Source organism: Planktothrix rubescens CCAP 1459/22 (assembly GCA_904830895.1).
Classification (GTDB): domain Bacteria; phylum Cyanobacteriota; class Cyanobacteriia; order Cyanobacteriales; family Microcoleaceae; genus Planktothrix; species Planktothrix agardhii.
The window spans coordinates 154,691-179,185 of the sequence record LR882958.1 but is presented as its reverse complement, the minus strand read 5'-3'; the positions used below and the strand labels follow the sequence as shown (position 1 = coordinate 179,185).

The window sequence follows — 24,495 nt, the reverse complement described above, 5'->3', positions numbered from 1 at the left end:
GGGAATGGTGCTTCAACTTACATTTTTAGGGCGAGGAAACCTCTCCCCTACCCTCCGCATTTTCGGGAAAATCCTACGCTGACGCGAGGTTTAGATTTGGGATAATGGTACTAGATTTTGAACGTATATTCGCACTTTCCCCATTTCCGACTTCCTCACTTCCCCTAATCTCCTAATCCCGGCGGTAAAGGTTCACCGCAAGTATTGTGAATTTCGGTAATACGGTCAAATATCCAGGGGTAACTTTGGCGGTATTCGGGAATTAAGGCCAGGGGACTGAGCAAGGCCGCCGCAGCAATATCCGCAATACTGATGCGATCGCCTACTAAATAGGGCCGTTCTTTCCAGACTTCCAACACCTCAAAAGCCGTTTTTAAGCGAGTTTTAGCCAGTTCAACGGCAGCCGTATTAATCTGATATTGCCAACACACAACCCGAATTACCAATAAACTCGATAGGGACGGATCAATTTGTTTCCCCTCTCCAGACCGAAACTGATAATAAACAAATCGAGTGGCTGTGCCAATACTTTCATCTAACCAATCTTCTAATAATGCGGCTTGGGTTTGTAGGTGGGGATCAACAAAAAATAAGGGGGGATCAGGATAATTATGCTCTAAATACTTAAAAATTTCAGTGGAGTCGGCGATCGCCTGGGGTTGACCTTCTATTTGGGGTAATAAAACCGGAACCGTTGTCAGTCCCGTTAGGGGTTTGAGTTTCAGGGTATGAAGTCCGGGGGTGAGATTTTCCACTTGATAAGAAATCCCTTTATACCCCAATGCTAAACGGGCTTTTCGACAATAATGGGACGTACTAAACTGCAATAGGAGCATAAAAAACTAAAATGGATTGAATTAATATACAAAACTGAAATTTAACAATATTTTAGGTTTTTTTGTGATTAGATAGTTACTAAGTTAGATTGATCATTTAAAGGTTAGATTTTTTGGCTGAGGATGATTCCTAACGACGCCGACTTTCCGATCCCCCTCGCCGTTCCCTTTCCCCCCACCGTTGATCTCAAGTCAAGATAGGTAAATTTAGTATGACTGTTGCGTTCAAATCGACACCTTCTCCTAGACGCAGAACTTCTAGTACCGTTGATCTTCCTTGGGTACAAAGTAAGGTTGTTCCCTTTGATCAGGCTCGGAAAAAACGGGTTAAAGCCTCCTTGACAAATGCTGTACCTTTGGTTAATCCCCCTTCTTCCCTGCCGAGATCAACTGTTGTTAAAGCTCTCCCTAAACCTCAACCCAAACCTTTATGGCTTGGTTCTATAATTGCGGTACAAAAGGTTTCATCGGTTATCACCTCTTTGATTATTGGTTCAACTTTAACAGTTTATGGGTTAACGGTTTATGGAGAGTCGAGTTGGACACAGGAATATCCCAGATTAGAAAAGTTACGAGCCACGGAACAACAACTACGGACGGCTCAAGAAATGTTAAAAAATGAAATTGCGATCACCGCCGACGGGCCCACCACAGGTCTTGTGGTTCCCCAACCTGGTGATATGATTTATGTTGAACCGGCGAAACCCCGTCCCCACCCATCTCCAGAACCCAGTGCTGTGATCGAATTAGATCCTGTTCCGGTGTCCACAGTAAAAAGACCTTTAGGATATTAAATGGTCATCAGTGTAGAGACGCTGCCCTGGCGCGTCTGTAACAGTCATTAGTTAACAGTTAACAGTAATCAGTTATTGATTGGTATTGAGTAAGTTAGTATGGCTTCTTCAGACTATTCTTCGGGTTCTCGTTTTCAACGACAGCGTTCTTCTCCTGGTCAGCGTGGGCGAAAAAGAACCGTCTGGGGAGGTAAAGGTCAAAATTCCCCATCTCGGAACTCAGGTTCTACTCCTTTAAGGAAAAGCTCGGTTGATCTTCCCTTTGTAGCCTATCCTAGAAAGCGCGATCGCTCTGCCCCAGTAAGAGCCGATCGCAGGCGTTTAATATTAGTTTGGTTATTAATATTAGGGGGAATTGTTGGTCTGTCCCTGAATTTATTCCGCTTACAAATAGGTCAAGAATCTTCCTTCCTAAAAGCACAGGCTTTATCTCAACAACAACAAAAAATCCTACCGTTTGTTCCCAGACGTTCAATTACCGATCACAAAGGAGATATTCTGGCTTTAGATCAGCGAGTTTATACCCTTTATGTTCACCCTAAACTCTTTAAACAAACTCCCAATGAAATTGCCGAAAAGTTAGCCCCTGTATTATTGCGAGAAGATTCAACTACCCCACTCAAGAGCGAACTTTTAACCCTATTTGGTACATCTCCAAGTGGAATTAAAGTTGCAGATTCAATCTCCGAACAAGTCGCCAATCATATCCAAAATTTGGGATTAGATGGATTAGAACTATTAGAAAGTCGTCAACGACTTTATCCGCAACAGGAAAACACCTCAGATGTTGTGGGTCATGTCAATCTTGAAGGTAAAGGTCAAGCTGGAATTGAATATAGTCAGGAAAACTTACTAGAACGTACCATGCCATCCTTGTCCTTTCAACGGGCTGCTAATGGTGCTTGGGTTCCTGAACGAATCGCCACAGGGTTTATCCCCATTGATGATTTAGAATTAAGGCTAACGATTGACTCCTCCCTACAACGAGTTGCCCATCAAGCCCTCCAGAAAAGCCTTAAAGAATACAAAGCCAAACGGGGAACAGTAATTGTCATGGATGCCACCGATGGCTCCGTACTAACCCTGGCCAATGAACCGACCTATAATCCGAATCAATACTATAAATTTGACTTAGAACGGTTTAAAAATTGGGCTTTAACGGATCTTTATGAACCCGGTTCAACCTTCAAACCCATTAACATTGCTTTAGCCTTAGAAGCGGGAGCAATTCAACCGGATACTGTTGTTAATGATGAGGGTCATATTCAAGTTGGGGGTTGGCCGATTCAAAATTACGATGGTTCCGCTCGAGGCGCAATTAATATCAGCGATGTGGTCAAATATTCCAGTAACGTGGGCATGGTGCGAATTATGCAACGGATGGAGCCGGAGGTATTTTATGAAGGCTTAAAACGTTTGGGGTTAGGAACAACCATGGGCATTGATTTACCCTTTGCTGCCACCAGTACCCTAAAATCTAAAGAACAATTTGTTTCTGCCCCAATTGAACCCGCTACCACAGCTTTTGGCCAAGGATTTTCCATTACTCCCATTCAGTTAGCCCAACTCCATAGTCTTTTAGCTAATGGCGGTAAACTGGTAACTCCCCACGTTGTTCAAGGGTTATATAACAGCAAAAGCCAACTCTATTGGAAATTGCCCCTGAGTGAACCCCAACAAGTGTTTTCATCTGAAACAGCTAATTCCGTTTTAAAAATGATGGAAACTGTGGTTAAAGAAGGAGGAACTGGAACCCAAGCCTCCATAGAAAATTATCGGGTTGCTGGCAAAACCGGGACGGCTCAAAAAGCATCGGCTGATGGAGGCTATTCTTCTAACGCCCTCATTACCAGTTTTGTCGGAATTTTAAGTGTTGACCATCCCCGTTATGTGGTTGTGGCAGTGGTGGATGAACCCTTAGAAGGTCGCGCCGGAGGAATTGTGGCTGCACCCATTGTGAAATCGGTGATGGAAGCACTCATTCATCTGGAAAAACTCCCCCCCTCAGATATTCCGGTTGACCAATCGCAGATCAACTCTTACACTGATAACTGATTACTGATTACTGATTACTGATTCAAGGGTTTAGGAGGGCTGCTGTGCCAACAAACCAAGACCAAAAAATATTTGCTATCTTCATGGAAGAAGCGGAGGAGCGTCTCGAAACCCTGCAAATGGGGGTAACAAAGCTCCCCGCAATTATGGCCGATCCAGACCGGGAAGAAGTGGCCTCTATCTATCGGGCTGCTCACTCCATTAAAGGGGCGGCAGCGATGTTGATGGAGAATATGCCCAGTCTGGCCAGTATTAATAAGGTGTCTAAACGCCTAGAAGATTGTTTTAAGCTGGTTAAAGACACGCCTTTAAAAATTGATGCCACAACTCAAACCCTTTATAGTAAGGGGTTTGAAGTATTGAAAAATCTTATTGATCGAGCCGCCAGTCCCGCCGGACTTTCAGAAGAAATAGGGGAAAAAATTCTCCAGGCTTCTCTACCTCTGTATGACAAGTTAGAAAACCACTTGAAGGATTTAATTAGTGGTAAGGTAGCCGTGGCAACTCCAAAAGCGACAACACCAACAGCTACAGCAACACCTGGGGTTGCCAATGCCGTTAATCAAGTGATGACGGTTCTCAAACCGATGTTGCAGGGATTTAAACAGGCGGACTCCCCGGAAACTCGTAAACAATTGGCGGGTTTATGCGCTCGGTTAACGAAGGTTGGGGTAGGAATTGAACCCTGGCAAACATTAGTTAAAACGGCCCATGGTGCGATCGCAAATCCTAAAAATTCTTTTAAGGTTTTAGCGACCCCAATTATTAATGAGTTAAAGCAAGGAGCCGAACTCTTACAAGCAGGAAAAGCCAGTACCATTGCCCCCAGTGCGGCTTTATCTTCCTTGGCGGGTGCAAAAGCCACCGCTAAACCCGCGACTCAAGAAATCACAATTCCGGCTGATCCGAAAGAGGTAGTTAAAGTTCTATTAAAAACCTTTAATAAACAACAATTACAAGCGATCGCTCAGTTGTTAATTAAGCACGTTAAATCCTAAAACAGAAAACAACAAAAGGGTAAATTTTTACTCCGCTTGGGGATATTCTTCCCATAAAGATGTGGTAGTTCTTAAACTTAAATAATTACCATTTCCTAAAATAATATGATCTAAAATCGGGATAGACAAAAGTTGTGCCCCTTGCAACAATTGACGAGTTAAAGTAATATCTGCCGCACTGGGTTCAACATTCCCCGATGGGTGGTTATGGGAAATAATCACCCGGGTTGCGCCGCTTTTTAAGACTTCTCTGAAAATATCCCTAGGATGGGCGATGGTTTCCGTTGCACTTCCAATCGTAATTACTTGAGTTCCCAATAGACGGTGTTTAACGTCTAATAGCAACACCGCAAAGCGTTCTTGGGGTTGCCACATCAAATCATGGCTTAAGGCATCTGCGGCGGCTTGGGGGGTCTCAATAACGGCTAAATCGGGGGGTTTGGACTGAAAAACCCGTTTTCCCAACTCAATGGCCGCTAGAATTGTGGTGGCTTTTGCTGGCCCAATACCATGAATTTGAGTCAATTCATGAACCCCAATATCCCGCAATACCGCTAGGGGATCTCGTTGATGTTGACCCAACTGATTTAAGATATATTGTCCTAAACCAACGGCCGATAATTTCCCCTTTCCCTGACCTGTTCCTAACAAAATTGCAATCAATTCAGCCGTGGCTAAATTTCTGGAACCAATGGCCATCAGTCGCTCGCGGGGACGCTCATCACTGGGTAAATCAGCAATTCTCAGGCTATAGGTCATTTAGGCTACACCCCACCAACGCAATATTTAGTATTAAATTTTACCCAATTTTTTCCATAATTTCAAGTTCAATAGGGCGTTAAGTTACCTAGGATTAGCCGTTTCTATCAGATTAGTCTCAGTATTTCTGACTCGCACTTGTAACAAAAATTCACTATAGTGCTAGGGAACACCGGAACACCGGAACACCGGAACAGCCCCCCCAAACCCCCCGTGCACGGGGGGCTAGGGGGGGAGGGAACACCGGAACAGTAAGCTGTGAAATGGTTTCAGAATTTACAAATGTCCTAACTGTAATGCGTAGTGCTATAGAACGCTTTAATAGGTTTCCACGACCTCAACAGAATCTCCGACATGAATTGTCCCGGTATTCCTAGGAATAATATTCATACCAAACATAATCCCACCTGGTTGTTGTCGAAAGGTAGCTAGGGTTTTTAAAGGTTCTTTTAATGGATTACGTTCCCCAATATTTTGATCTGTTGTTGTTACAATACAACGGCTACAGGGTTTGACTAAATCAAAATAAACCTCTCCAATTAATATCACTTTCCATTGATCTTCAATAAAAGGTTGATCTGTATCAATCACAAGATTAGGTCTAAATCTATTCATCGGAACTTCTTGTGATGATATTGGATAGATTTCTGATAGTTTTCGGTTTAATTCAGCTAAGGAAGCAGTATTAGTTAATAAACAAGGATAACCATCGGCAAAACTCACCTGATTATTAATATTAACAGCATAATTCGGATCAACAGATCGAATAAAATTAGGAGATTGTCGCACTAACCGAAACTGGAATTGATTATCTATTTTTAAAGCATTTTTCAACCAATCAGCAACCTCATCCCCTTGATCAATTGCAATAGTTTCATCTCTCCAAACCTGTACAGTTTTGGAAGTTCCTATTAATATAGGTTGCAATTGAAAAGGTTTAATTTCCCGATCCTCAACGGATAATTCTATTAATTCCCCTGACTGTTGAACTTGAATTTTTGCTAATTGAGGATGAGTTCTCTGGGTAACAAACTGACCGGATTCATCAACCCACATAAATTCCCGATCCCAGTCTAATCCTTTCAGGTTTACTTCTCCTTGGTTCAGGGCTATTTTGCCACAGGATTTAATCGGATAAATAAATAGTTCAACCAGATTCATTAATTAGATCTCCACAATAATCTAATTACTATCTTAGAACTAACTCATCTATTAGTCAAGGAGCTAATCCTATAAAATTCATACTTTTCACCGTTTATTTATACTTTTAATCTCGGTAATAACACTGAGAAAATCTATCCTTGTTGTTTAGATTTTGAATTTTAATAAAAATGATCAGTATTTTTACTTGATTTTACATATTTTAGGTAGGTTACTAAAAGTAAAAACTCTATACAATCAGGCTTTCAAACCTTTTACAAATACTTTACAAATTAAGGAGTTTTTAACATCATATCTTTAACACCCATCCACTATAGTATATTTATCGAAAAGAAAAAAAGCCCTAACTCGAACCACCCAGGAGCAAACTTATGAAAACTTCAACACTGAAAAAATTAATTGGAACGACATTAGCCAGTCTTTGTTTAGTATCTGTAAACGGCCTTCCGGCGATGGCTGGAAAACTTCACAATGGATGGAATTATGGAATTGATTCCTTTAACGATGGCTCTGGCGGTGAATCCTTTAATATCAGAGGAATTGCAATTAAAGAAACCAGCAATAGCATTTTTGTTGCTCTCACGGGTGGAACTCCTCTGACGGGTGTGGCTTACGGTGGAGCAGCCGATGGAAATATTGGTTGGGGAGATTTATTCTTAAACTTTACTAACCAAAACTTCACAACCGCTAGTAATCAAAAAAGCTTATTAGGAGTTCGTTTTGCGGGAACAAATGACTCCAAAGTTGCCACCACAGGTTTATATGGGAACGTCAAAGGTGCCAACGTTACACTTGATAATTCCGGCTACAGTAGCTTAAAACAGTATTACGATCATGGATTTGATAGCGCCGATACCCAAGGTACTGACATTGCTACAAAAGCTGCTGCTTACAATTATTTCGGTCAAGGAACAATCCTGAATGTGATTGACTCCGGTGCGACCAAATTAGGTGGTATTCAAAATTTGTCCGCTGCCTCCTTAACGGGTCAAGGACTTAACTTTGGATTCTTCGGTGCTAGTGGAACAGAAACCCTTGGTTTTAGCCTCAATAAAGCCGATTTAGGGCTCGCCGATGGCAACTATGACTATATGGCCAGTCTGTTCCTAGAATGTGGGAATGATGGTGTTTCTCTCGCTGGCGGAGTTTCTGTTCCCGAACCCGGTAGTCTTGCTGGTTTAGCTTTGGTTGGTTTAACTTTACTCGGTGGTAGCCGACTGAGCAAACGTCAATCTTAATCCATCAGAACGGAGGTTGATACTTGAATTAAGATTAGGTGAATTCGGGTGCAACTTTGATGCTTTCAACTGATATGACTGAAAAACAATTAAGGGGCTATTCTTGACCAAGAATAGCCCCTTAAATTTTATAGCAACCGCCAAGGCATTTAGGATAAAGACGGATCTTGGAACCCAGACAGTTAAGTATTTTCCCCCTGTTCCCTCCCCCCCTAGCCCTGCGTGCACGGGGGGTTTGGGGGGGCTGTTCCGGTGTTCCCCGCTATAATAGGGGATAATTTTTAAGCTATCAATAATCAAGCATTACCCAAAGTTGGAATCTCAACAGAGCCCGAAGCTCGATTCTGAAAACTGGGTAAATCTAAGCCACTGGGACGGCGACTTTTCTGAGCTAAACGATAGCTCACACTTTGTAATTCTGCATTAAGTTGTTTATTTTCCCGTTGGAGTAATTCAACTTTTTCCATGACTTCATTCAGACGTTCTGAGAACTTCTGACGATAGACTCCGGGTAACTCCTGAACTACCTGTTCCAACATTCGAGAACGGTCTGTTAACTCCTCAACTGACTGTCTGAGTTGATAGGCTTCCGTATCTCGTTCGGCTATTTGTCCTTGATAAAACTTAACTTGCTGCTCCATCTCTTGAAGTTGTTCTCGCAAGGCTACCATTTGAGCTTGATGACGCTCAGAAACCTCTGGACTGGGTAATAAGTTAGCATCTCCTTTGACCAAACGGAATAGTTCCTGAGATAACTGTTGAATCAACTGTTCCCGCATTTGTAGCTCCTCGTTCAAACGAGTAACTTCAGCTTGTAACTCCTGTGGCGTTTGACTTTTGAGTTGGCTCACGGTGACTAACGGCTCCTATAAATTTATTTTGTATATGTGTCTCTAAAATATCTCTGTTGTTCCCAATCGGCAATAGCTAAGAAAACCGGGTACAACAATAACAGGGGTCAAGAGTAGAATTTGCTTCTATCCTTCCCCCTGTTTGCCCAATTTATTCAACTTCTTGAGATTCGGGTTCTGCTTCCGTGGCTTCGGTCGGCTCTATCGTTACTTCTTCCTTAATCGTTAGATAACGAATAACCTCATCGCTAATTCGCATGGCTTTTTCTAAAACAGCGATTTGGGCTCCAGGGCCTTCATAATTCATCTGGACATAAACTCCTTCCCGATGCTTGTCAATATCGTAGGCTAGACGTCGTTTACCCCGATTTTGGATTTGGATATTATGTCCGCCTTGGTCTTTGAGGAGGGTTTCGTATTTGCCGATAGACTGACCCACCTGCTCATCGTTGAGGTCGGGGCGCAAAATATACGTTGTTTCGTAAACAAAAGGCTTCATGCTGTTATTCTCCTTGTGGACAACGGGGCTTCTGAATTTAGAAGCAAGGATCTTTGATCATATCATGTATCAGGTTTGGGGTGACAATTCAAAGGCGTGAACTATTTCTGATCCCTGATTTTCACTAAATTTCACTCAACGGGTTGCAGGCGACGTAAAAACAGAAAAAAAGATGATCGGGAGATGACACCACCGTTGATCAGTTCGCACCGCTTGACAGAGATCTAAGCCAGTGAAACCCGATATTTCCCAATCCAAAATTAATAGATCGGGACGACAATCGAGTAACACATCCCAAAATTGTTCTGAGTTTTGTAGAGTATTTACACTTAATCCCTTGGCTTCTAACAAGCTAGAAACAGAGATCAAAAGCGTAGGATCATCATCCACAATCAAAACCCGATTCCCTTGGACTGACCGAGACTGGGATAAGACCTCGGTGATCGCTTTCAGGATTTCATAAGCAGGTAAAGGCTTTTGTAAAAACCTCTTAACTCCCAAACTGGCGACAGTGACCCGATCGCTTAAACTTTGCCTTCCGGTTAAAGTAATAACTGGAATTTGAGGAATCATAGGCCTGAGTTCTTTGAGCAGGGTGATACCATCTTCGGTAGAGACACTGGGAAAGGTCAAATCCAGTAGAATAATATTAGGAGGGTTTTGAGCAATCATTTTACGGGCAACCGAGAGATCCGTCGCCATTTCAATTCTTAATCCCCAGGCGATCGCTTCTATCCTAATTCTTTCCGCCAGCATTAAGTCATCATCGACAATTAAAATTAAGGGGGAATAGGCTACAGGTTCGGAAGACAGGGGCGTTAATAGGGTTTCGCGACTGGCTTCAAGACTCAGGCTAACGACTAAATCCGAAATTAACTGAGCTTGATTAACCTCTATTTTGGGCAATTCCAGTAAACATTCCAGTTCTCTGGCCACTTGTGAACCTTCCCGCAGACCAAAAATCCCTAGAGATCCCGCTAATTTATGGGCTTCGTTTCTGGCTTGTTGATGGAGTTCGGGAGTCAGCTTTCTTTGGAGTAAGGCTGGGGCGACTTGTTCTAAAATCTCAATTTGGACTTTCACCTTGTCCTTAAAATTTTCCCAAATCCTAGAGGTAATCTGGGCGATTTCTTGTCGAGAGTTACTAGAGTTGGTTGCAGTTTGGGACTCGGTAGCATCGGAGGCGGATGGGCTAACTGGCGATCGTAAACGATAGCCCAAACCATGTACCGTTTCAATCGGGTTTGCACTGCCAGCAGCTTTGAGTTTTTGTCGTAAACATTTAATATGGGTACTGACAGTTTCTTCCCCTGGAGATTCGGCAAAATCCCATAGGCGATCTAAAATTGCCCTCCGGCTAAAAATTCGCTTAGGATTGAGTAAAAATAATTCCAGTAAACAGTATTCTTTTGAGGTCAGATGTATTAATCTCTCTCCAGATTTTACCTCGTTATTAATCGGATCAAAACTCAGATTTTCCCAGGTCATGACCGCCGTAGAAACGGATTTTCCTCGGCGTAATAAAGCCCGGACTCTTGCCATTAATTCGTTAATATCAAAGGGTTTAACGACGTAATCATCGGCTCCTGCATCTAATCCCATCACCCGGTCGGTACTGCTATCCCTGGCTGTTAAGAGTAGAATGGGATTTTGATATCCTTTGCTGCGTAACTGTTTACAAACACTGATTCCATCTAGCTTAGGAATGCCAATATCTAATAGAATTAAGTCATAGAGAAAGGATCCAGCCATTTCTAAGGTTGTTAGTCCATCGGTGGCAGTATTTACGGTGTATTGATGAGCGAGTAAAATTTCCGATAAGGTGGTGCGGGTGAGTGGATCATCTTCTACTAATAAAATTTTCATGATAATTCCCCCTATAGGTTTTTTTACAGCGATGGTTGTGGGCAAAACTTCTCCCTCCAAGGGCTGATTACTGATATGGTCTGGGCGTTATCGGGTAGAAGATGTGGTAAATTTAACGGGGTGAAATATGAAGAACATCAAATCTTGTTTAATTGTAAATCCAGATTGTCAACTATTCAATCCTTATGAAATTATCTAAAATTAGTAAATGCCAGTTACAACGCAACAATTAAGTCAATGGAAACATCAAGGGCGACGGATTACGGTATTAACAGCTTATGAATATGCGATCGCTCAATTGATTGATCAAGCCGGAATTGATATTGTTTTAGTCGGGGATTCTCTGGCGATGGTTGGGTTAGGCTACGATACCACTTTACCCCTAACTTTAGATGAAATTATTCATCATGCCAAGGCAGTACGACGGGGGGTAAAACAGGCGTTATTAGTAGTTGATTTACCCTTTTTAACTTATCAAGAAAGTCCCCAACAAGCGATTCATTCCGCCGGACGAATTCTCAAGGAAACGGGTGCTCAAGGGGTGAAACTTGAGGGCGGATATCCAGCGATGGCGGAAACCGTTGGTCAGTTAGTCCAAGTGGGAATTCCGGTGATGGGTCATGTGGGATTAACCCCACAATCGGTGCATCAATTTGGCGGATATCGCAAACAGGGCAAAACATTGGATCAGGCTGAACGAATTATTGCAGAGGCGATCGCTTTAGAGCAAGCTGGAGCCTTCAGTATTGTCTTAGAACATATTCCCTCGGATTTGGCCCAAAATATCACCCAAAAATTAGGCATTCCAACCATTGGTATCGGGGCGGGGGGCGGTTGCGATGGCCAGGTTTTAGTGACTTCTGATATTTTAGGGTTATCTGCGTGGCAACCCCCCTTTGCTAAAACCTATGCTAATTTACAACAAACTATTACCCAGGCTGTGCAGGAGTTTTGTACCGAAGTTCGTGAGGGGAAATTTCCGCCGGGGAATGGATAATTACGAATTACGAATTACGAATTACGAATGGGTAATACTTCGACTTCGCTCAGTAACAGGGTAATGGGGGGATGTGGGTTAAATATAGTTATGGCTACTGCTATAACTGTAGAGACATTCTTGGGAATATCTCTACTGGGAAAGCGTTTTAGCCTTCGCCCCCTTCGCCTCCTTCGTTATCCTTATCCTTTTTTTTGTCATCATCTGAAGATGAAGACGGACTAGATGTAGTTGTGGGAGTGGGTGCGGTGGTTGGACTAGATGTGACTGCGGGAGTGGGTGCAGTGGTTTCCTCTGGTTTTGCACCTTCTCCTCCTTGATCTGCTGCACCACAAGCCCCTAAAGTAGTAGCTAAACCAACGGCGAGAAATAACTGAATGGTTTTGGATTGCATTTTAATCTCCTTAAACTAAATCAACGAAATATCAATATACCGTTAAGCTGACTCATTTGCACAAGGAAAACTAGGTTTTAACTTAAATTATTCAGTCGATTTGAGTCAGTCCCTTACCCATTCGTAATTCGTAATTCGTAATTCGTAATTCGTAATTCCTACAAAATCCGAATAAATTCCAAGGGTAAACCATCTGAATCGGCAATAAACATGACTTCATAAACCTGATCTCCGATCATTTGTTGAATCGGTTCTAATAAAATATTGAGGGGTTGCAATAAATTAGGCTGTTTGATAATAGCTTGATCAAACTGATTTTTGAGATGATTTAACCAACTAACTAGATCAGAAACCTGATTAGTTAAATCAAAAGAAATATGATAGTAACCGACATAATGTTCATCGCCAAAAGCATCGGGGGCGGGTTGGGGTTGGGGAATTTCAATTAATTCAATCCTGCCATTTAAACCTTCCATCCAACAGGCTAAAGTATATCCAGTTGTAAAGCGTTCACAAACCGTAAATCCTAGGATTTCATAAAATGCGATCGCGCGATGAATATTAGCGGTACGAATTGATATATGGTGCATAAAATTTCCCCCTACTCAAATAATCGAAAATAGGGATAACGTACAGGAGCGCCCTGTTCTTTTTCCAAATCAAAATTAATCACATTCCAACGGGGTTCATCCCCAATATCGGGACTAAATTCCACAGGTAAACCATACAATTTTGGTTCGTTTCCCTCTGTAGGATTGCACCAGGGAGTGTTCCCTTCTAAATAGCTACTAATTAAATCCTGATAGCGTTTAGCAATAATTACACGGGTTGCCCGATAGCCCTGGGTGTATAGTCGGTCTAGGGCTTCATGGATTTCAAACCGAATCCCGTCGGGATGGGTATGTTGTCGATACCATTCGTCTTGCCATCGTCGCCAATGACGGCCCGATTGCAAGTGAACCAACTCCCCTGTATTTGGGTCAGACTCAAAAGCACCGTGACGAGAACACAAATAGGTATCCGTCAGCGTCAGGGCGGGAATAGGCTGACGGCAATGGGGACAATTAATTTCCGGGCCAAAAATTGGGTACTGCAAGGCAGAATTCATAAGAAAAGGATGGGAGTGTGGAAACTCAGTGTCTTCAGACCACCAGAGGAAACACGACCCAGGGGAATTTATTCCCCTAGAAATATTTAGTAATGCTATCATAAAGAAACCAACATGGTCGTAATAGTCGAGTCAATGACTAAAGCAAGTAAAACAATCGGAGTACAGCAAATCTTGTTGTCTCCCGACCTAGAAACCTGTGCGTTACTAGAATACCTTTGTCAACAATCCGGTAAATTGTACAACACGGGAATTTATTTTGCCCGTCAAACATTGTTTAAGACAGGTAAATTACTAACAGGAAAGTTTGATTTAGCTTTTGAACCATCGGTATCAAAATCTTTATTAGCACAATCAATGCCATCAACACCGATGCAACAAACCTTAATGTCGGTGACAGAAGCATTCAAATCTTTCAAAAACTTGAGAGATTCACACAAGAAAGGTCAGCTACATTTTAGACCTAAACCTCCCGGTTATCTCAAAGGTTCTAAACTATTTAAAGTTGCCTATCCTAATTCTGGAGGGCAAAGACCAGCATTAATTAATGGTCAACTTAGATTTTCTCTGGGATTAACAGTTAAAAGATGGTTTGGCGTATCTGAATTTTTCTTACCTATGCCATCAAATCTTGACTATTCCAAAGTTAAAGAGTTCACGATTCTTCCTAAAAATGGTGCTTTTTATTTAGACGTATCCTACGAAGTAGAGAAACAAAACCATGAGTTAGATATTAACCAAGCGTTGTCTATTGATTTAGGAACTGCTGATAATTTGGCAGCTTGTGTTGATACTTTAGGGAATTCCTTTTTGATTGATGCTAGAGATTTGAAAGCTAAAAATCAACTTTGGAATAAAAAGGTATCAACCCGCCAAGAAGGTAAACCCCAAGGATATTGGGATAATTGGTTAGACTGTGTAACTCGTAAGCGTAATCACCAAATGCGTGACGGGATTAATAAAGCAGCTAAACACATTATCAACCATTGCCTGAAATACGGTATTGGAACTTTGGTAATGGGTTGGAATGAAGGGTTTAAAGTTGATGCAAATTTAGGGAATTTGAATAATCAAAAGTTTGTTCAAATGCCTTTGGGTAAATTAAAATCCCGTGTAAAACAACTTTGTGATTTACACGGGATTAGGTTTATTGAAACCGAGGAAGCCTACACTTCAAAAGCTAGTTTCTTAGATGGGGACTCCCTACCCAAATACGGTGAAAAACCGATGGGGTGGAAAGCATCTGGGAATAGAATTAAGCGTGGTCTTTATCGGACATCTGATGGTTTTGTTGTTAATGCTGACTTAAATGGTGCAGCTAATATTTTAAAAAAAGTATCGGGAAGATTAGGTTTGTCGCTTAATCAACTCAGTAGACGATATGCGGCAGTCGTAGCGAGAATTAGATTAAACTAATTCTGTCCGCAGAATCGAGCGTGTCTTCAGACCTGAGAGTGTCAATATTAAATGGTGTTAGACCAAGGCTTGTATTATAGCTATAGGAATTTTAACCTTTCTTGTTAATTCTGGCTTGTTCGTTTTTGAAGGAATCTAATACCCATGTCTCATCCATCTCCACAGAATGATCAACCTTACTGGCCCGATGTCGATATTTCCCAGGCTGCTTTTGTTGCCCCCAATGCAGTTGTTATGGGGTTTGTAGAAATTGGGGCGGGGGCGAGTATTTGGTATGGGGCGGTGGTTCGGGGGGATGTGGAACGAATTATTATTGGTGCCAAAACTAATATACAGGATGGTGCGATTCTGCACGGTGATCCGGGGAAAGTTACCCTTTTAGAAGATTGTGTTACTGTGGGTCATCGGGCGGTGATTCATTCGGCCCATATCGAACGGGGAAGTTTAATTGGGATTGGGGCCGTTGTATTAGACGGGGTACGGGTGGGAACCGGAAGTATAATTGGAGCGGGTTCGGTGGTCACCAAAGATGTGCCGCCGTTTTCCCTAGTTGTGGGTGTTCCCGCCAAACGTCTGCGGGATGTGTCCCCGGAAGCTGCGGCAGATTTAATTGAACACGCTCAACGCTATGAAAAATTAGCCCTGGTTCATGCCGGAAAGGGGACAGAAATCGGATTCAGTTAAAATTAAAATTATTCTCTTTATCTTTCTTCGTGTCTTTGTGTCTTTGTGGTTTTAATCTCTCTATTATACAACAGAAATGGCAAAAAAAAATCGGATTTTGCTTAGTTTCCTAATTGGCTTACTTTGTGTGATTTTGTTAAGTATTCCCGCCCTGGGAGCTACCTACAGAACCGCCAGTATCAGAATCCCCATTTTTGGATTACATGATATTATTGACGAATCTAATATTGATCAAAGTCCTGAAAGAAGAACCCAATTTGAAAATGATTATTTAAAACAAGATTTCTATACTTTTCTTAATTATTTAGCTAAAAATAACTATTGGTTTTTAACAACTCAAGATTTATTTATCTATTTTATTGAAAAATCCCAGCCCATTCCTTCAGAAAAAATCGGGCAAAAACCTATAATGATTAGCTTTGACGATGGTTATTATGGTGTTCACGAGAATGTTTTACCGATTTTAAAAGACTTAGAAAAAGAATACAACAAAAAAATCAAAATTGTCTGGTTTGTAAATCCAGGCTTAATGGGAGTGAGGTTAAAGGATTTTTTACCCCATGTAAGTTGTGCAGAACTACGGGATGGCTATAAACGCGGATATTATGATATTCAATCCCATGGTCAAACCCATAAACAATTAACCTTAATCAAAGGGAAAGATTTAAAATTTGAACTCGAACAAGCTAAACTCGATCTAAGAACCTGTATGGAAGATTTAGATAAAAATAAATGGGTGGCTGCTCATTTTGCTTATCCCTTTGGAAAAGTTAACCGGAGAGTGGAAAAATCCTTACCTCCCTATTATTTAACCGGATATATCTATGATGGAAATATGACACGAATTAATCGCTATACCAATAAATATCGAATTTCTCGAATCACAGTTAATCGTGATAATTCCCCTAGGAATTTGATCAGAATTGCCAAAAGAGCAACAACCTTAAAAAAAGTCACTATGTTTTAGAACTTAATTCAAGGCAAAATATTTTATTAGCTCATGATACATTTAATAATGTGGAATCAGGTATTTGTAAATTCAATCCCATGGACAGTAGATTAAAAGATCAAACTTCAAACGGCTCTGGAAAGAGAATTGTTTTAGCAACCTTTGGATCTTTAGGGGATTTATATCCCTATATGGCGTTGGCTCAGGAATTGCAAAGTCGAGGATATTCTCCCAGTATTGCCACCTGTGAACAATATCAACAGACCCTAGAAACAGCAGGAATAGAATTTCATCCCCTCAGACCCAATGGTGGTTTACCCCAAGATCCCAATGAGGGAGAATTTATTTCAATGATGATGGACTCCCAACGGGGCGTAGAATACATTATCAATTATTTATTAATGCCCTATTTACGCACCAGTTATTGTGACTTAATCAAGGCTTGTCAAGGAGCAGATTTACTCTTAACCCATCCTTTAATTTTAGTGGCATCTTTAGTCGCTGAAAAAATAGCAATTCCCTGGGTTTCTACGATTTTATCTCCCGGTGCTTCTTTGATCTCAGTCTATGATACCACCCAGGAAAAAAGCACTCAATCTCGCCATCAACAGGCAATGGCTGTGGTGGCTAGAGATTCACTCCTGCGTCTATTGCGCTGGAGTATTCAACTTTGGAGCGCTCCTTTGGAACAATTACAAGCAGAATTAGGGTTAGAAGGCGGGCTTGATCCTTTGTTTGAAGGACAATTTGCGCCGCTGGTATTAGGTTTATTTTCCCAAACCTTCGCCACGGCCAAACCAGATTGGCCCCCACAAACCCAGATTACGGGTTTTCCCTTTTACCGTCCCAATTCTGGGCCGGGGTTATCCCCAGAACTTCAGGCCTTTTTGGATAATGGGCCACCTGCGATTGTATTTACCTTGGGGTCAACGGCTGTTTTAGCTCCTGGCAACTTTTATCAGGAGGGGATGATAGCCGCCCAAGAGTTAGGATATCGGGCAATTTTGATGATGGGAAAGGCGGCACACCAATTGAACGCTTTGGGTTTACCCGAAGGAATCATTGCTGTTGACTACGCGCCCCATGCGGCTATTTTTCCCCATGCGGCGGCAATTGTCCATCATGGGGGGATGGGAACAACGGCAGAAGCCTTACGCGCAGGGCATCCGATGTTGATTGTTCCTTTTAATTATGATCAACCGGACAATGCGGCGAGAGTGGTAAAAATGGGAGTTGGACGAATATTAGACCGCAATCTTTATCAAGCGTCTACGGTTTTAGCAGAACTTAAAGTGTTATTAGGTGATCCAAATTATGCTACCCGTGTCACTGAAGTCAGCCACTATATCGCGGCCGAACAGGGAAACCACAAAGCTATTGATATTATTGAAACCTATTTGAAGTCTTGTTAATCGGTGTTGGGAGTTTACTGCACATATTCTGCATAAACAAATCCTTGGGCTGTTAATTGGGTTTCGTTAAGGTTTAGGTGCATTTCCACAGTTCCAGAGAGTTCTTCAATAAAGGTATATTGACGGGATTGATTATCGGGGACAATCAGTTCTAGGGTAGCATCAAAGTTGAGATTTAACAACAAATGATCCTGTTCATCTTGGGCTTCAATTTGCAAGCTTTGGGGCATTTTTAGGCAGCGATCGCTAAATAAAGAAGCCATAATTCCAGGTAAACGTAAGGGTTGATAGGAAACTGTAGACCAATTCCAATTAAGGCGTAAGGTTTCCCCTAAAAAGATTTTCCTTAACTGATGATTTTGATAGATAAAAATATAAGGTAAACCGCCTTGACTATGGGTTTTATTGGTTCTCCAGTCTAAGATTAGGGTGAGGGGAATTTTAGTTTCGGTTTGGGCAAAAATCACAAACCATTCCCAACCAATATCCTCTCCCCATCGGAATCGGCCAAAATTGCGATCGTGATAACAAAACCAATCGGAATTTAAGTTAAATTTGGTTTCACCAACGTCTAATTCTCCTACAACTTCTAACCCAGGAATTAATCCCCAGCCGATAAAACCACTGCCAAATTGAGCATCTTCTGTAACTAATAAAGGAGTAGCCTTGGCTTGAGTTTTAAAATCAATAGAAAGTTGCGATGGCTCGTCAAAAACTCGGATTTTAGATTGTTCACCATTAATTTGTAAATGTACCCCTTTGACTTGAATTTCTAAGGGTTGAGAACAGACCTGATTAGATTTCCAAGGAATAGAAACAGCCGCAGCAAAGGTCGCAATTAAATCCGGTGTTTGTAGGGATAGGGGTAATAAATAATTGGGACTATTAATAATCAAACTGACTTGAATTTCTCCCCGTTGGGGTCTACCCATGAGAGTAATATTCACTAAAATTCGCATCCCGGTTTTAGGATGAATCAGAATATAATGATACCAATCTTTCCAATCTAAAGGAGATTCAGAATCATCTAAAGGAATCCGTAAAGATTCAATCTGGTTAATCAGTGAAAGATCTAAAGTCATCGTTGTAAAGATAGATTAGAATTGAGAATATTTTCTAATGGAGTTTTAACACTTGCGGATTCGAGGGAAATTGCTGGTGCTGTCTCGGCCATGGAATGGACAAATGCTGCTATTCTAGGCGAAATTAAAGTCAGTCCTAAAATAATATCAACGAACCATTTTTCAGCATTCATCCCATTTTTTTGAATTAGGTTTTCCGTTAGGGTATGATAATTTAAAATATTTGGCAAGGGCTGAGAATTTAAACTCCATAACCATTTTTCCCAAAAATAGAGTAATCCTTGGGTTTCTAAGCTTTCTCCTGTATCGGTATGAAAGGCTGATGCTGCTTGATGGCTGACAATTAACCACCGGGGAAATTGTGCGGAAGCTAAAGCAATAACCCCATTTTTAAAAAATCGAGTCCGTTGTAGTTTAGAACATAATTCTATCCCCTGTTTTTGGGTTGAATACTGATTTCCATGATCGGCTAAAATCAAAAGCACTTCTACAATAAACCAGCGAGCAGGTAAGGTATCAAAACTAGATATTCCTGTGGTTAAAGTGATAATTTTTTCGAGGGTAATAGCTTGGTTTTCTGGGTTAGTTTTAGGGGGAATAAACTTAAATAACCTCGACCCAAAAGAAGAATTGTTAAGCTGTGCTGAAGCTGGAAAAATTAGAGTTTCTAATTGATTAGAAAAAGTGGGAGAAATCTGTTTTAAACCCAAAATAATATAACAAAACCAGTCTTCTGTTGGGATATTCTGTTGAGAAACCCCATCAGAAGATATCAGGGGAGAAATTAAAATAGTTTCTGATTTTTTTTCGGTTTCTAAATCAGTTTTTTCCAAACTATATAACCACTGTTCCCAAACTTCTAATCCTAATTTTTTACCTAAATAAGTTTGAATCGTAGATAAACTTGTGATCAGCCAGTGAGAAATATTAGCTGAATTAAATGCCTTCATACCTACTTTGAAAAAATCTGTTTTTTTAAGTTTATGAAGTATTTTATTTCCAAATTTAGTCTGAGAATAATCATTTCCAATTATCGCTAAAAGCGTAATAATTTCAGCAATAAACCAACGAGAGGGAATTGTATCTAAATCGTTTAACCCTGAAATTAATCCCCAAATTGCGCCTGTTTTTTGACTAGAAAAATGAGTTGGGGATTGAATATTCTGGTTAGAAAAAGGAAAGGTGACTTGAAGATAAATCTGAATTGAGTTCGTTTCAGAATCAGGTTGAGGAGATACAGGAGTGATGAGAATGGGAATCGCTTCTGCTTCTATCCCTGGAAATCTTAACCCGATTTTCACCGGATGATCAGGAATAGTTTCGGGAATTTGGAAGGTTAAAGTCAGATTTGCCGTTTTTCCTGATAATAAATAAAGATAGGCTGGATTAACTTGATAATAACAAGATACTACCTGTTGTTGATCGGTGAACCCATCTTCTAAAATCGGACGAATGAGTAAGGTTTCCAACTGATGATTACAACAGGATAAATTCAGGATCACATTTAATCCGAGTTTACCCTGAATTAATATCGGGAAATTGTCAGTTTGTTTTAATTCTAAATTCATGATTTTATCCTATTTTTATTGATTATAAATTGCGATAAATTACATAATTTATCAATTCTTCTAAGAATCGTCGATCATGATATTCTGAAATTAATTTTTCCTCTGGATGGACGGGAGTTTCAGCTTGAAGGAAATCCAGAGATTCGAACAGTTCTGCGGATTGATTCGCATAGGAACGAGCTAAATCCCAACCATGTTCTATACTGCCATAATTTCGCATCAATTGCAAAATAAACTCAATTTGATCTGGAGTTTTCTTTTCTCTTGGAATTGCTAAAATATTGAGAATTTTTTCTGCTTCTTGGGGTTTGCTATGGGTAATGACGTGATTTAACATCACCGTGCGTTTTCCTTCATAAATATCTCCTCCAATTTCTTTGCCATAGGTTTCGATTTCTCCCACTAGATTTAAGAGATCATCTTGAATTTGAAAGGCAATTCCTAGTAGCATTCCAAATCGAGTTAACTCGGCTAAAGGTTTGATTAATTCACTGGCGTTAGCATTAGGATTTCCAATAATCAACCCAATTCGACAAGGGGTCATGAACGAATACCAACAGGTTTTTTTAACGCACATGGTAAAATAATCTTGATCCGTTAAATAGGCGGCATTATCGGCTACCCAATCTAATTCCATTGCCTGTCCTTCAACGGATTGTTGTGCCATAACTTCAATTTCATGGAGAATATTTAGGGTTTTTGTCACTCCCAAGAAAGATAGATTTTCTAATAATAAACCCACAGCTAAAACATTAGTCGCATCTCCGACATTAATGGCGCGAGGAATCCCAATCCTAGAATGTAATGTTTCTTTTCCCCGTCGAGATTCTGAGCCATCTTCAATATCATCATGAATCAAAAACGCATTATGATAAAGTTCTAAGGCGGCAGCAGTTGCTAAAGCAGATTGTCCCATGCCTCCAACAGCACGAGCTACACTAATACAAATAGTGGGTCTGAGCATTTTTCCCATGCGGAAGGGATAATCGGTTAATAAATCATATAAAGGAGTATAAGCACCTGTGCTTTGACGTTTGCTATCCACAAATTCCTGAATTTTACTAACAATAGCAGAACGGGAATTTTGTAAGGCTTCATTAATAATAGTTTGATTAAACATCGGTTCTTACTCACTCGTTGCCGTTCAAATAGGTGATAGGGGTTGCTAGGGTTTTAATCGATCAATTTTTATGCTATATTAGCCATAGATTCCGGTTCAAATAAAATTCATTTTTAACTCCTAAAGATGGTTGATTTATTGAGAGAACGTCAGCAACAATTAAAGGAATGGTTAGAGGAATTAGTATTTATAGTTCGCACTCAGGGAGGCTCAACTTGGGATGGTTTTGTCCTGGCAGTTTCAGGAAAATCCGCAGTCATTGAACTAGATGGCATTCCTTTACAATTAAAGGCGCATGGGGGTGAACAATTACAAGTTGAAATTGAACCTCTCTTTGACGTTTCGACCGTCGATTTTTGTACTGATGCTGAAACTTTAAGGGCGATTATTCAGGGACGGTTATCGTTAGATGCTGCGGTTGTTATCGGTAAAATTTATGTTCAAGGAACTTTACCAAATTTAACCGCAATTTATGGGATTGTGATGAATTTTTTGGCGGATAGTGCCATTCGTCCAGAGTTACAAGATTTATGGAACAAATTTGATCAAACTTGGTTGCCTACTTCTGTTTTTCCGATTCCTGCAACCATAGAACAACAGCATCCAATCTACAGTTATTTGATTGATAATATACCAGAGGATGTGCTTCGAGTTGATCTTGAATAGGGGAAGATAAGGGGACAAATAGAGTTAACTGTTAACATTTCAACAGTCAACTCTCCCCAACCTAATTTTAGGGAATCTGTGCAACAGAAGTGACACTGAGATGTCCTGTATTATCTTGATAGCCATCATTACCAGGAATGTCATTGACAACAAAGGTAATGGTTTGACTGGGTTTTAAGACTAAAGTTGTTTCACTCCCTAATTCTGCTAAAACGGTGTTAGTTTCCACATCAACTGCTAACAAGGCAAAGGAATTATTGTTAGGATATTTCATCAGATTTTGATATTCAAAACCCTCCCATCCGGCGGTCGTACAATCGACACCTTCCCAATTAGCGGGTTTCCAGGTTCCAGTAGCAGAAACTTTGAAGCTAACTTCCTGAGCAAAAGCATTTTTAAAGGGCGTACCAGAGGGGGATTTGATATCAACATCAAAGGTTGTCGTTTTCTCTGGCTGGGGAGTGGTAAATAGTGGGTTATCAATTAATTGAGAGGTAGGATTACCATGAATGATTCCATCTAACCCTTTCCCAGTTAAATCAGTAACTTTATTCCCAGAAATATTGCTTAAGCGCCAATATCCAACTAAATTTGGTTCTTTACCTGTTAATTGTTTATTGAGGGTTTCTTGAATTTGTTGTTCAGTTCGAGCGATATTCCAGATACGAACTTCGTCAATATATCCTTTGAAGCAACCCCCAAAACCTGATCGATCAATGTATCCTGTTCCTAGTCGCAACAGGTTATAAATGTCAGCAGATGGGGGGGGTTCTGGCTTATAGCTACTTGTATAAGATTTTATAAGTTTACCGTTGATATAAAAAAGTTGGCTTTTAGTTGCTGGATCATAAGTTCCTGCCAGATGAGTCCAAACATTTTTGGGTAAAGAATTATTGACCTGAGCATTGGTACTGCCTCCAGGAACATGAAGTGCAAAAAATGAACGTCCGGTCTGTTCGGCAAAATCATATCCCCATTTAAAGTTATTTTTCGTGGACGGTGCTGAAGTGATAATTCCTAAGTTTGTATCAGGAATACTCAAATCTAAAACCCAAGCTTCTAGCGTAAAAGTGGGAGGATTTAATTGAGTTTGGTATTGAATTTCTACATAGTCATCAACACCATCAAAGTACAAGAGAGAGGTTTGAGGATTATTGCTGGTCATAATAATTTGCCATCCTTTTCAATAAGTTAGACTGAATTAAAATTGGGGAGAGAGGGAGAAATAAAAAATAATTTTTGTTTCTCCATACTCTATTTTCGGCAAGGATTAAAGGTCAAACTACCTAACTGATGAAAGTAAAGTGCAGCTTAAACCCTAGGGGATAACTTACTTAATAACTCCCACCATCGTTACACCTGTCATTTTAGTATTGGTTAGATTTGCACCTGTTAGATTCGCATAACTTAAATCACAATTACTTAGATCGGCATTGGTTAAATCTGCATAACTTAAATCCGAATTACTCAAATCAGAATTACTCAAATTTGCGTAGGTGAGATTGGCATGATTTAAGTTGGAATAAGCTAAATAGGCATAGCCAAAATAGGCATAGGTGAGGTTAGCATAACCCAAATAGCTATAGGCAAAAAAGCTATAGCCTAAGTTAGCTGCCATTAAATCCACACCTAATAAATTAGCTTTGTACATATAAGAAAAGCTAAGATCGACCGAGGGAAGTTTGGCATTAATTAGATTAGCTTCATACAGATAGCTATAGGGAAAATCCCGTTTTCCTTGAAGATATAGCCAATTTAACAAACTGACTAAATCTTTAGTATTAGGCAATGGAAAAGGCCAGTTTGCGGCAGCAGACATCGTTTTTACTCCTAATTATTAATCAATGGATAGACCAGAACGAAACTCATAGTTGATTGGATTAATCCATTCTACCATTATATTCAATTATGAAATGTTGTCAACATTTTTTATGAAAATAAAGTAGAATTTCAAGACAAATTTATCACAAAAAACTAGAGAATTAACTCTCCTTCATGCAGGATTTTACCTAGAACCTACTGACCGTTATCAATTAATAATG

24 protein-coding genes are annotated in these 24,495 nt (G+C 40.5%); 10 read left to right on the top strand and 14 right to left on the bottom strand.

Annotated elements, in window-relative coordinates:
* Positions 1 to 164: 164 nt before the first annotated feature.
* Positions 165 to 836, bottom strand: a complete 672-nt coding sequence (locus NMG86_RS00920) for a glutathione S-transferase family protein (RefSeq protein ID WP_026788273.1) — start codon at positions 834 to 836, stop codon at positions 165 to 167.
* A gap of 212 nt (positions 837 to 1,048) precedes the next feature.
* Between NMG86_RS00920 and NMG86_RS00915 the strand changes: the two genes are divergently transcribed.
* The 3 genes from NMG86_RS00915 to NMG86_RS00905 all read left to right on the top strand — a co-directional run bounded on the left by NMG86_RS00915 (position 1,049) and on the right by NMG86_RS00905 (position 4,683).
* Positions 1,049 to 1,630 (top strand): hypothetical protein, encoded by a 582-nt coding sequence (locus tag NMG86_RS00915; protein WP_026796795.1) that lies wholly within the window; start codon positions 1,049 to 1,051, stop codon positions 1,628 to 1,630.
* 99 nt (positions 1,631 to 1,729) lie between these two features.
* Positions 1,730 to 3,685 (top strand): peptidoglycan D,D-transpeptidase FtsI family protein, encoded by a 1,956-nt coding sequence (locus NMG86_RS00910; protein WP_026796794.1) that lies wholly within the window; start codon positions 1,730 to 1,732, stop codon positions 3,683 to 3,685.
* 44 nt (positions 3,686 to 3,729) lie between these two features.
* Positions 3,730 to 4,683: an Hpt domain-containing protein gene (locus NMG86_RS00905; protein ID WP_026795060.1), complete on the top strand. Its 954-nt coding sequence runs from the start codon at positions 3,730 to 3,732 to the stop codon at positions 4,681 to 4,683.
* A gap of 27 nt (positions 4,684 to 4,710) precedes the next feature.
* Here the strand turns inward: NMG86_RS00905 and radC are convergent, their stop codons facing one another.
* Positions 4,711 to 5,442 (bottom strand): RadC family protein, encoded by a 732-nt coding sequence (gene radC / locus NMG86_RS00900; RefSeq protein ID WP_026795059.1) that lies wholly within the window; start codon positions 5,440 to 5,442, stop codon positions 4,711 to 4,713.
* A gap of 318 nt (positions 5,443 to 5,760) precedes the next feature.
* A complete protein-coding gene (locus NMG86_RS00895) occupies positions 5,761 to 6,603 on the bottom strand; it encodes an MOSC domain-containing protein (RefSeq protein ID WP_026796793.1) in 843 nt (280 codons plus the stop codon).
* A 371-nt stretch (positions 6,604 to 6,974) separates the two neighbouring features.
* Between NMG86_RS00895 and NMG86_RS00890 the strand changes: the two genes are divergently transcribed.
* On the top strand, positions 6,975 to 7,841 hold the full coding sequence (locus NMG86_RS00890) for an XDD3 family exosortase-dependent surface protein (RefSeq protein WP_026796792.1): 867 nt from the start codon (positions 6,975 to 6,977) through the stop codon (positions 7,839 to 7,841).
* A gap of 296 nt (positions 7,842 to 8,137) precedes the next feature.
* On the opposite strand, the gene NMG86_RS00885 is transcribed toward NMG86_RS00890, so the two are convergent.
* The 3 genes from NMG86_RS00885 to NMG86_RS00875 form a co-directional block, all read right to left on the bottom strand.
* Positions 8,138 to 8,692 carry an Npun_F5560 family protein gene (locus NMG86_RS00885; protein ID WP_026796791.1) on the bottom strand — a complete coding sequence of 185 codons (555 nt, stop codon included), beginning with the start codon at positions 8,690 to 8,692 and terminating at the stop codon, positions 8,138 to 8,140.
* A gap of 151 nt (positions 8,693 to 8,843) precedes the next feature.
* Positions 8,844 to 9,191 carry a 30S ribosomal protein S6 gene (rpsF, locus tag NMG86_RS00880; RefSeq protein WP_026796790.1) on the bottom strand — a complete coding sequence of 116 codons (348 nt, stop codon included), beginning with the start codon at positions 9,189 to 9,191 and terminating at the stop codon, positions 8,844 to 8,846.
* Positions 9,192 to 9,326: 135 nt separating this feature from the next.
* Entirely contained in the window at positions 9,327 to 11,057 is a 1,731-nt protein-coding gene (locus NMG86_RS00875; RefSeq protein ID WP_052338596.1) for a response regulator, read from the bottom strand.
* 208 nt (positions 11,058 to 11,265) lie between these two features.
* Between NMG86_RS00875 and panB the strand changes: the two genes are divergently transcribed.
* Complete coding sequence (panB, locus tag NMG86_RS00870; RefSeq protein ID WP_026796789.1) at positions 11,266 to 12,054, top strand: 3-methyl-2-oxobutanoate hydroxymethyltransferase; 789 nt, start codon at positions 11,266 to 11,268, stop codon at positions 12,052 to 12,054.
* Between the two features lie 148 nt (positions 12,055 to 12,202).
* On the opposite strand, the gene NMG86_RS00865 is transcribed toward panB, so the two are convergent.
* The 3 genes from NMG86_RS00865 to NMG86_RS00855 form a co-directional block, all read right to left on the bottom strand.
* A complete protein-coding gene (locus tag NMG86_RS00865; protein ID WP_026788263.1) occupies positions 12,203 to 12,448 on the bottom strand; it encodes a hypothetical protein in 246 nt (81 codons plus the stop codon).
* A gap of 158 nt (positions 12,449 to 12,606) precedes the next feature.
* On the bottom strand, positions 12,607 to 13,038 hold the full coding sequence (locus tag NMG86_RS00860; protein WP_026796788.1) for a VOC family protein: 432 nt from the start codon (positions 13,036 to 13,038) through the stop codon (positions 12,607 to 12,609).
* Between the two features lie 11 nt (positions 13,039 to 13,049).
* The gene (locus NMG86_RS00855; RefSeq protein WP_026788261.1) at positions 13,050 to 13,556 is read right to left on the bottom strand and encodes a TIGR02652 family protein; all 507 of its coding nucleotides are present in this window, start codon (positions 13,554 to 13,556) and stop codon (positions 13,050 to 13,052) included.
* Between the two features lie 135 nt (positions 13,557 to 13,691).
* Here NMG86_RS00855 and NMG86_RS00850 point away from each other — a divergent pair, with 135 nt between their 5' ends.
* The 4 genes from NMG86_RS00850 (at position 13,692) to NMG86_RS00835 (ending at position 18,017) form a co-directional block, all read left to right on the top strand.
* On the top strand, positions 13,692 to 14,972 hold the full coding sequence (locus tag NMG86_RS00850; RefSeq protein ID WP_087882244.1) for an RNA-guided endonuclease InsQ/TnpB family protein: 1,281 nt from the start codon (positions 13,692 to 13,694) through the stop codon (positions 14,970 to 14,972).
* Between the two features lie 144 nt (positions 14,973 to 15,116).
* Positions 15,117 to 15,656: a gamma carbonic anhydrase family protein gene (locus NMG86_RS00845; RefSeq protein WP_026796787.1), complete on the top strand. Its 540-nt coding sequence runs from the start codon at positions 15,117 to 15,119 to the stop codon at positions 15,654 to 15,656.
* 76 nt (positions 15,657 to 15,732) lie between these two features.
* Positions 15,733 to 16,623, top strand: a complete 891-nt coding sequence (locus tag NMG86_RS00840; protein WP_043938935.1) for a polysaccharide deacetylase family protein — start codon at positions 15,733 to 15,735, stop codon at positions 16,621 to 16,623.
* Between the two features lie 80 nt (positions 16,624 to 16,703).
* Positions 16,704 to 18,017, top strand: a complete 1,314-nt coding sequence (locus NMG86_RS00835; RefSeq protein WP_043938937.1) for a glycosyltransferase — start codon at positions 16,704 to 16,706, stop codon at positions 18,015 to 18,017.
* Positions 18,018 to 18,031: 14 nt separating this feature from the next.
* Here the strand turns inward: NMG86_RS00835 and NMG86_RS00830 are convergent, their stop codons facing one another.
* Genes NMG86_RS00830 through NMG86_RS00820 form a run of 3 tightly spaced genes read right to left on the bottom strand, consistent with a single transcriptional unit; the run spans position 18,032 to position 21,787 of the window.
* Entirely contained in the window at positions 18,032 to 19,099 is a 1,068-nt protein-coding gene (locus NMG86_RS00830) for a hypothetical protein (protein ID WP_026788257.1), read from the bottom strand.
* The gene (locus tag NMG86_RS00825; RefSeq protein ID WP_026796785.1) at positions 19,096 to 20,667 is read right to left on the bottom strand and encodes a hypothetical protein; all 1,572 of its coding nucleotides are present in this window, start codon (positions 20,665 to 20,667) and stop codon (positions 19,096 to 19,098) included. The genes NMG86_RS00830 and NMG86_RS00825 overlap by 4 nt, the downstream gene beginning before the upstream one ends.
* A gap of 22 nt (positions 20,668 to 20,689) precedes the next feature.
* On the bottom strand, positions 20,690 to 21,787 hold the full coding sequence (locus NMG86_RS00820) for a polyprenyl synthetase family protein (RefSeq protein ID WP_081694426.1): 1,098 nt from the start codon (positions 21,785 to 21,787) through the stop codon (positions 20,690 to 20,692).
* Between the two features lie 126 nt (positions 21,788 to 21,913).
* On the opposite strand from NMG86_RS00820, the gene NMG86_RS00815 reads away from it, so the two are divergent.
* Entirely contained in the window at positions 21,914 to 22,453 is a 540-nt protein-coding gene (locus NMG86_RS00815) for a hypothetical protein (RefSeq protein ID WP_026796784.1), read from the top strand.
* A gap of 67 nt (positions 22,454 to 22,520) precedes the next feature.
* Here the strand turns inward: NMG86_RS00815 and NMG86_RS00810 are convergent, their stop codons facing one another.
* A complete protein-coding gene (locus NMG86_RS00810; RefSeq protein WP_026796783.1) occupies positions 22,521 to 23,618 on the bottom strand; it encodes a LamG domain-containing protein in 1,098 nt (365 codons plus the stop codon).
* A gap of 165 nt (positions 23,619 to 23,783) precedes the next feature.
* On the bottom strand, positions 23,784 to 24,272 hold the full coding sequence (locus NMG86_RS00805; RefSeq protein ID WP_052338595.1) for a pentapeptide repeat-containing protein: 489 nt from the start codon (positions 24,270 to 24,272) through the stop codon (positions 23,784 to 23,786).
* Positions 24,273 to 24,495: the final 223 nt, after the last annotated feature.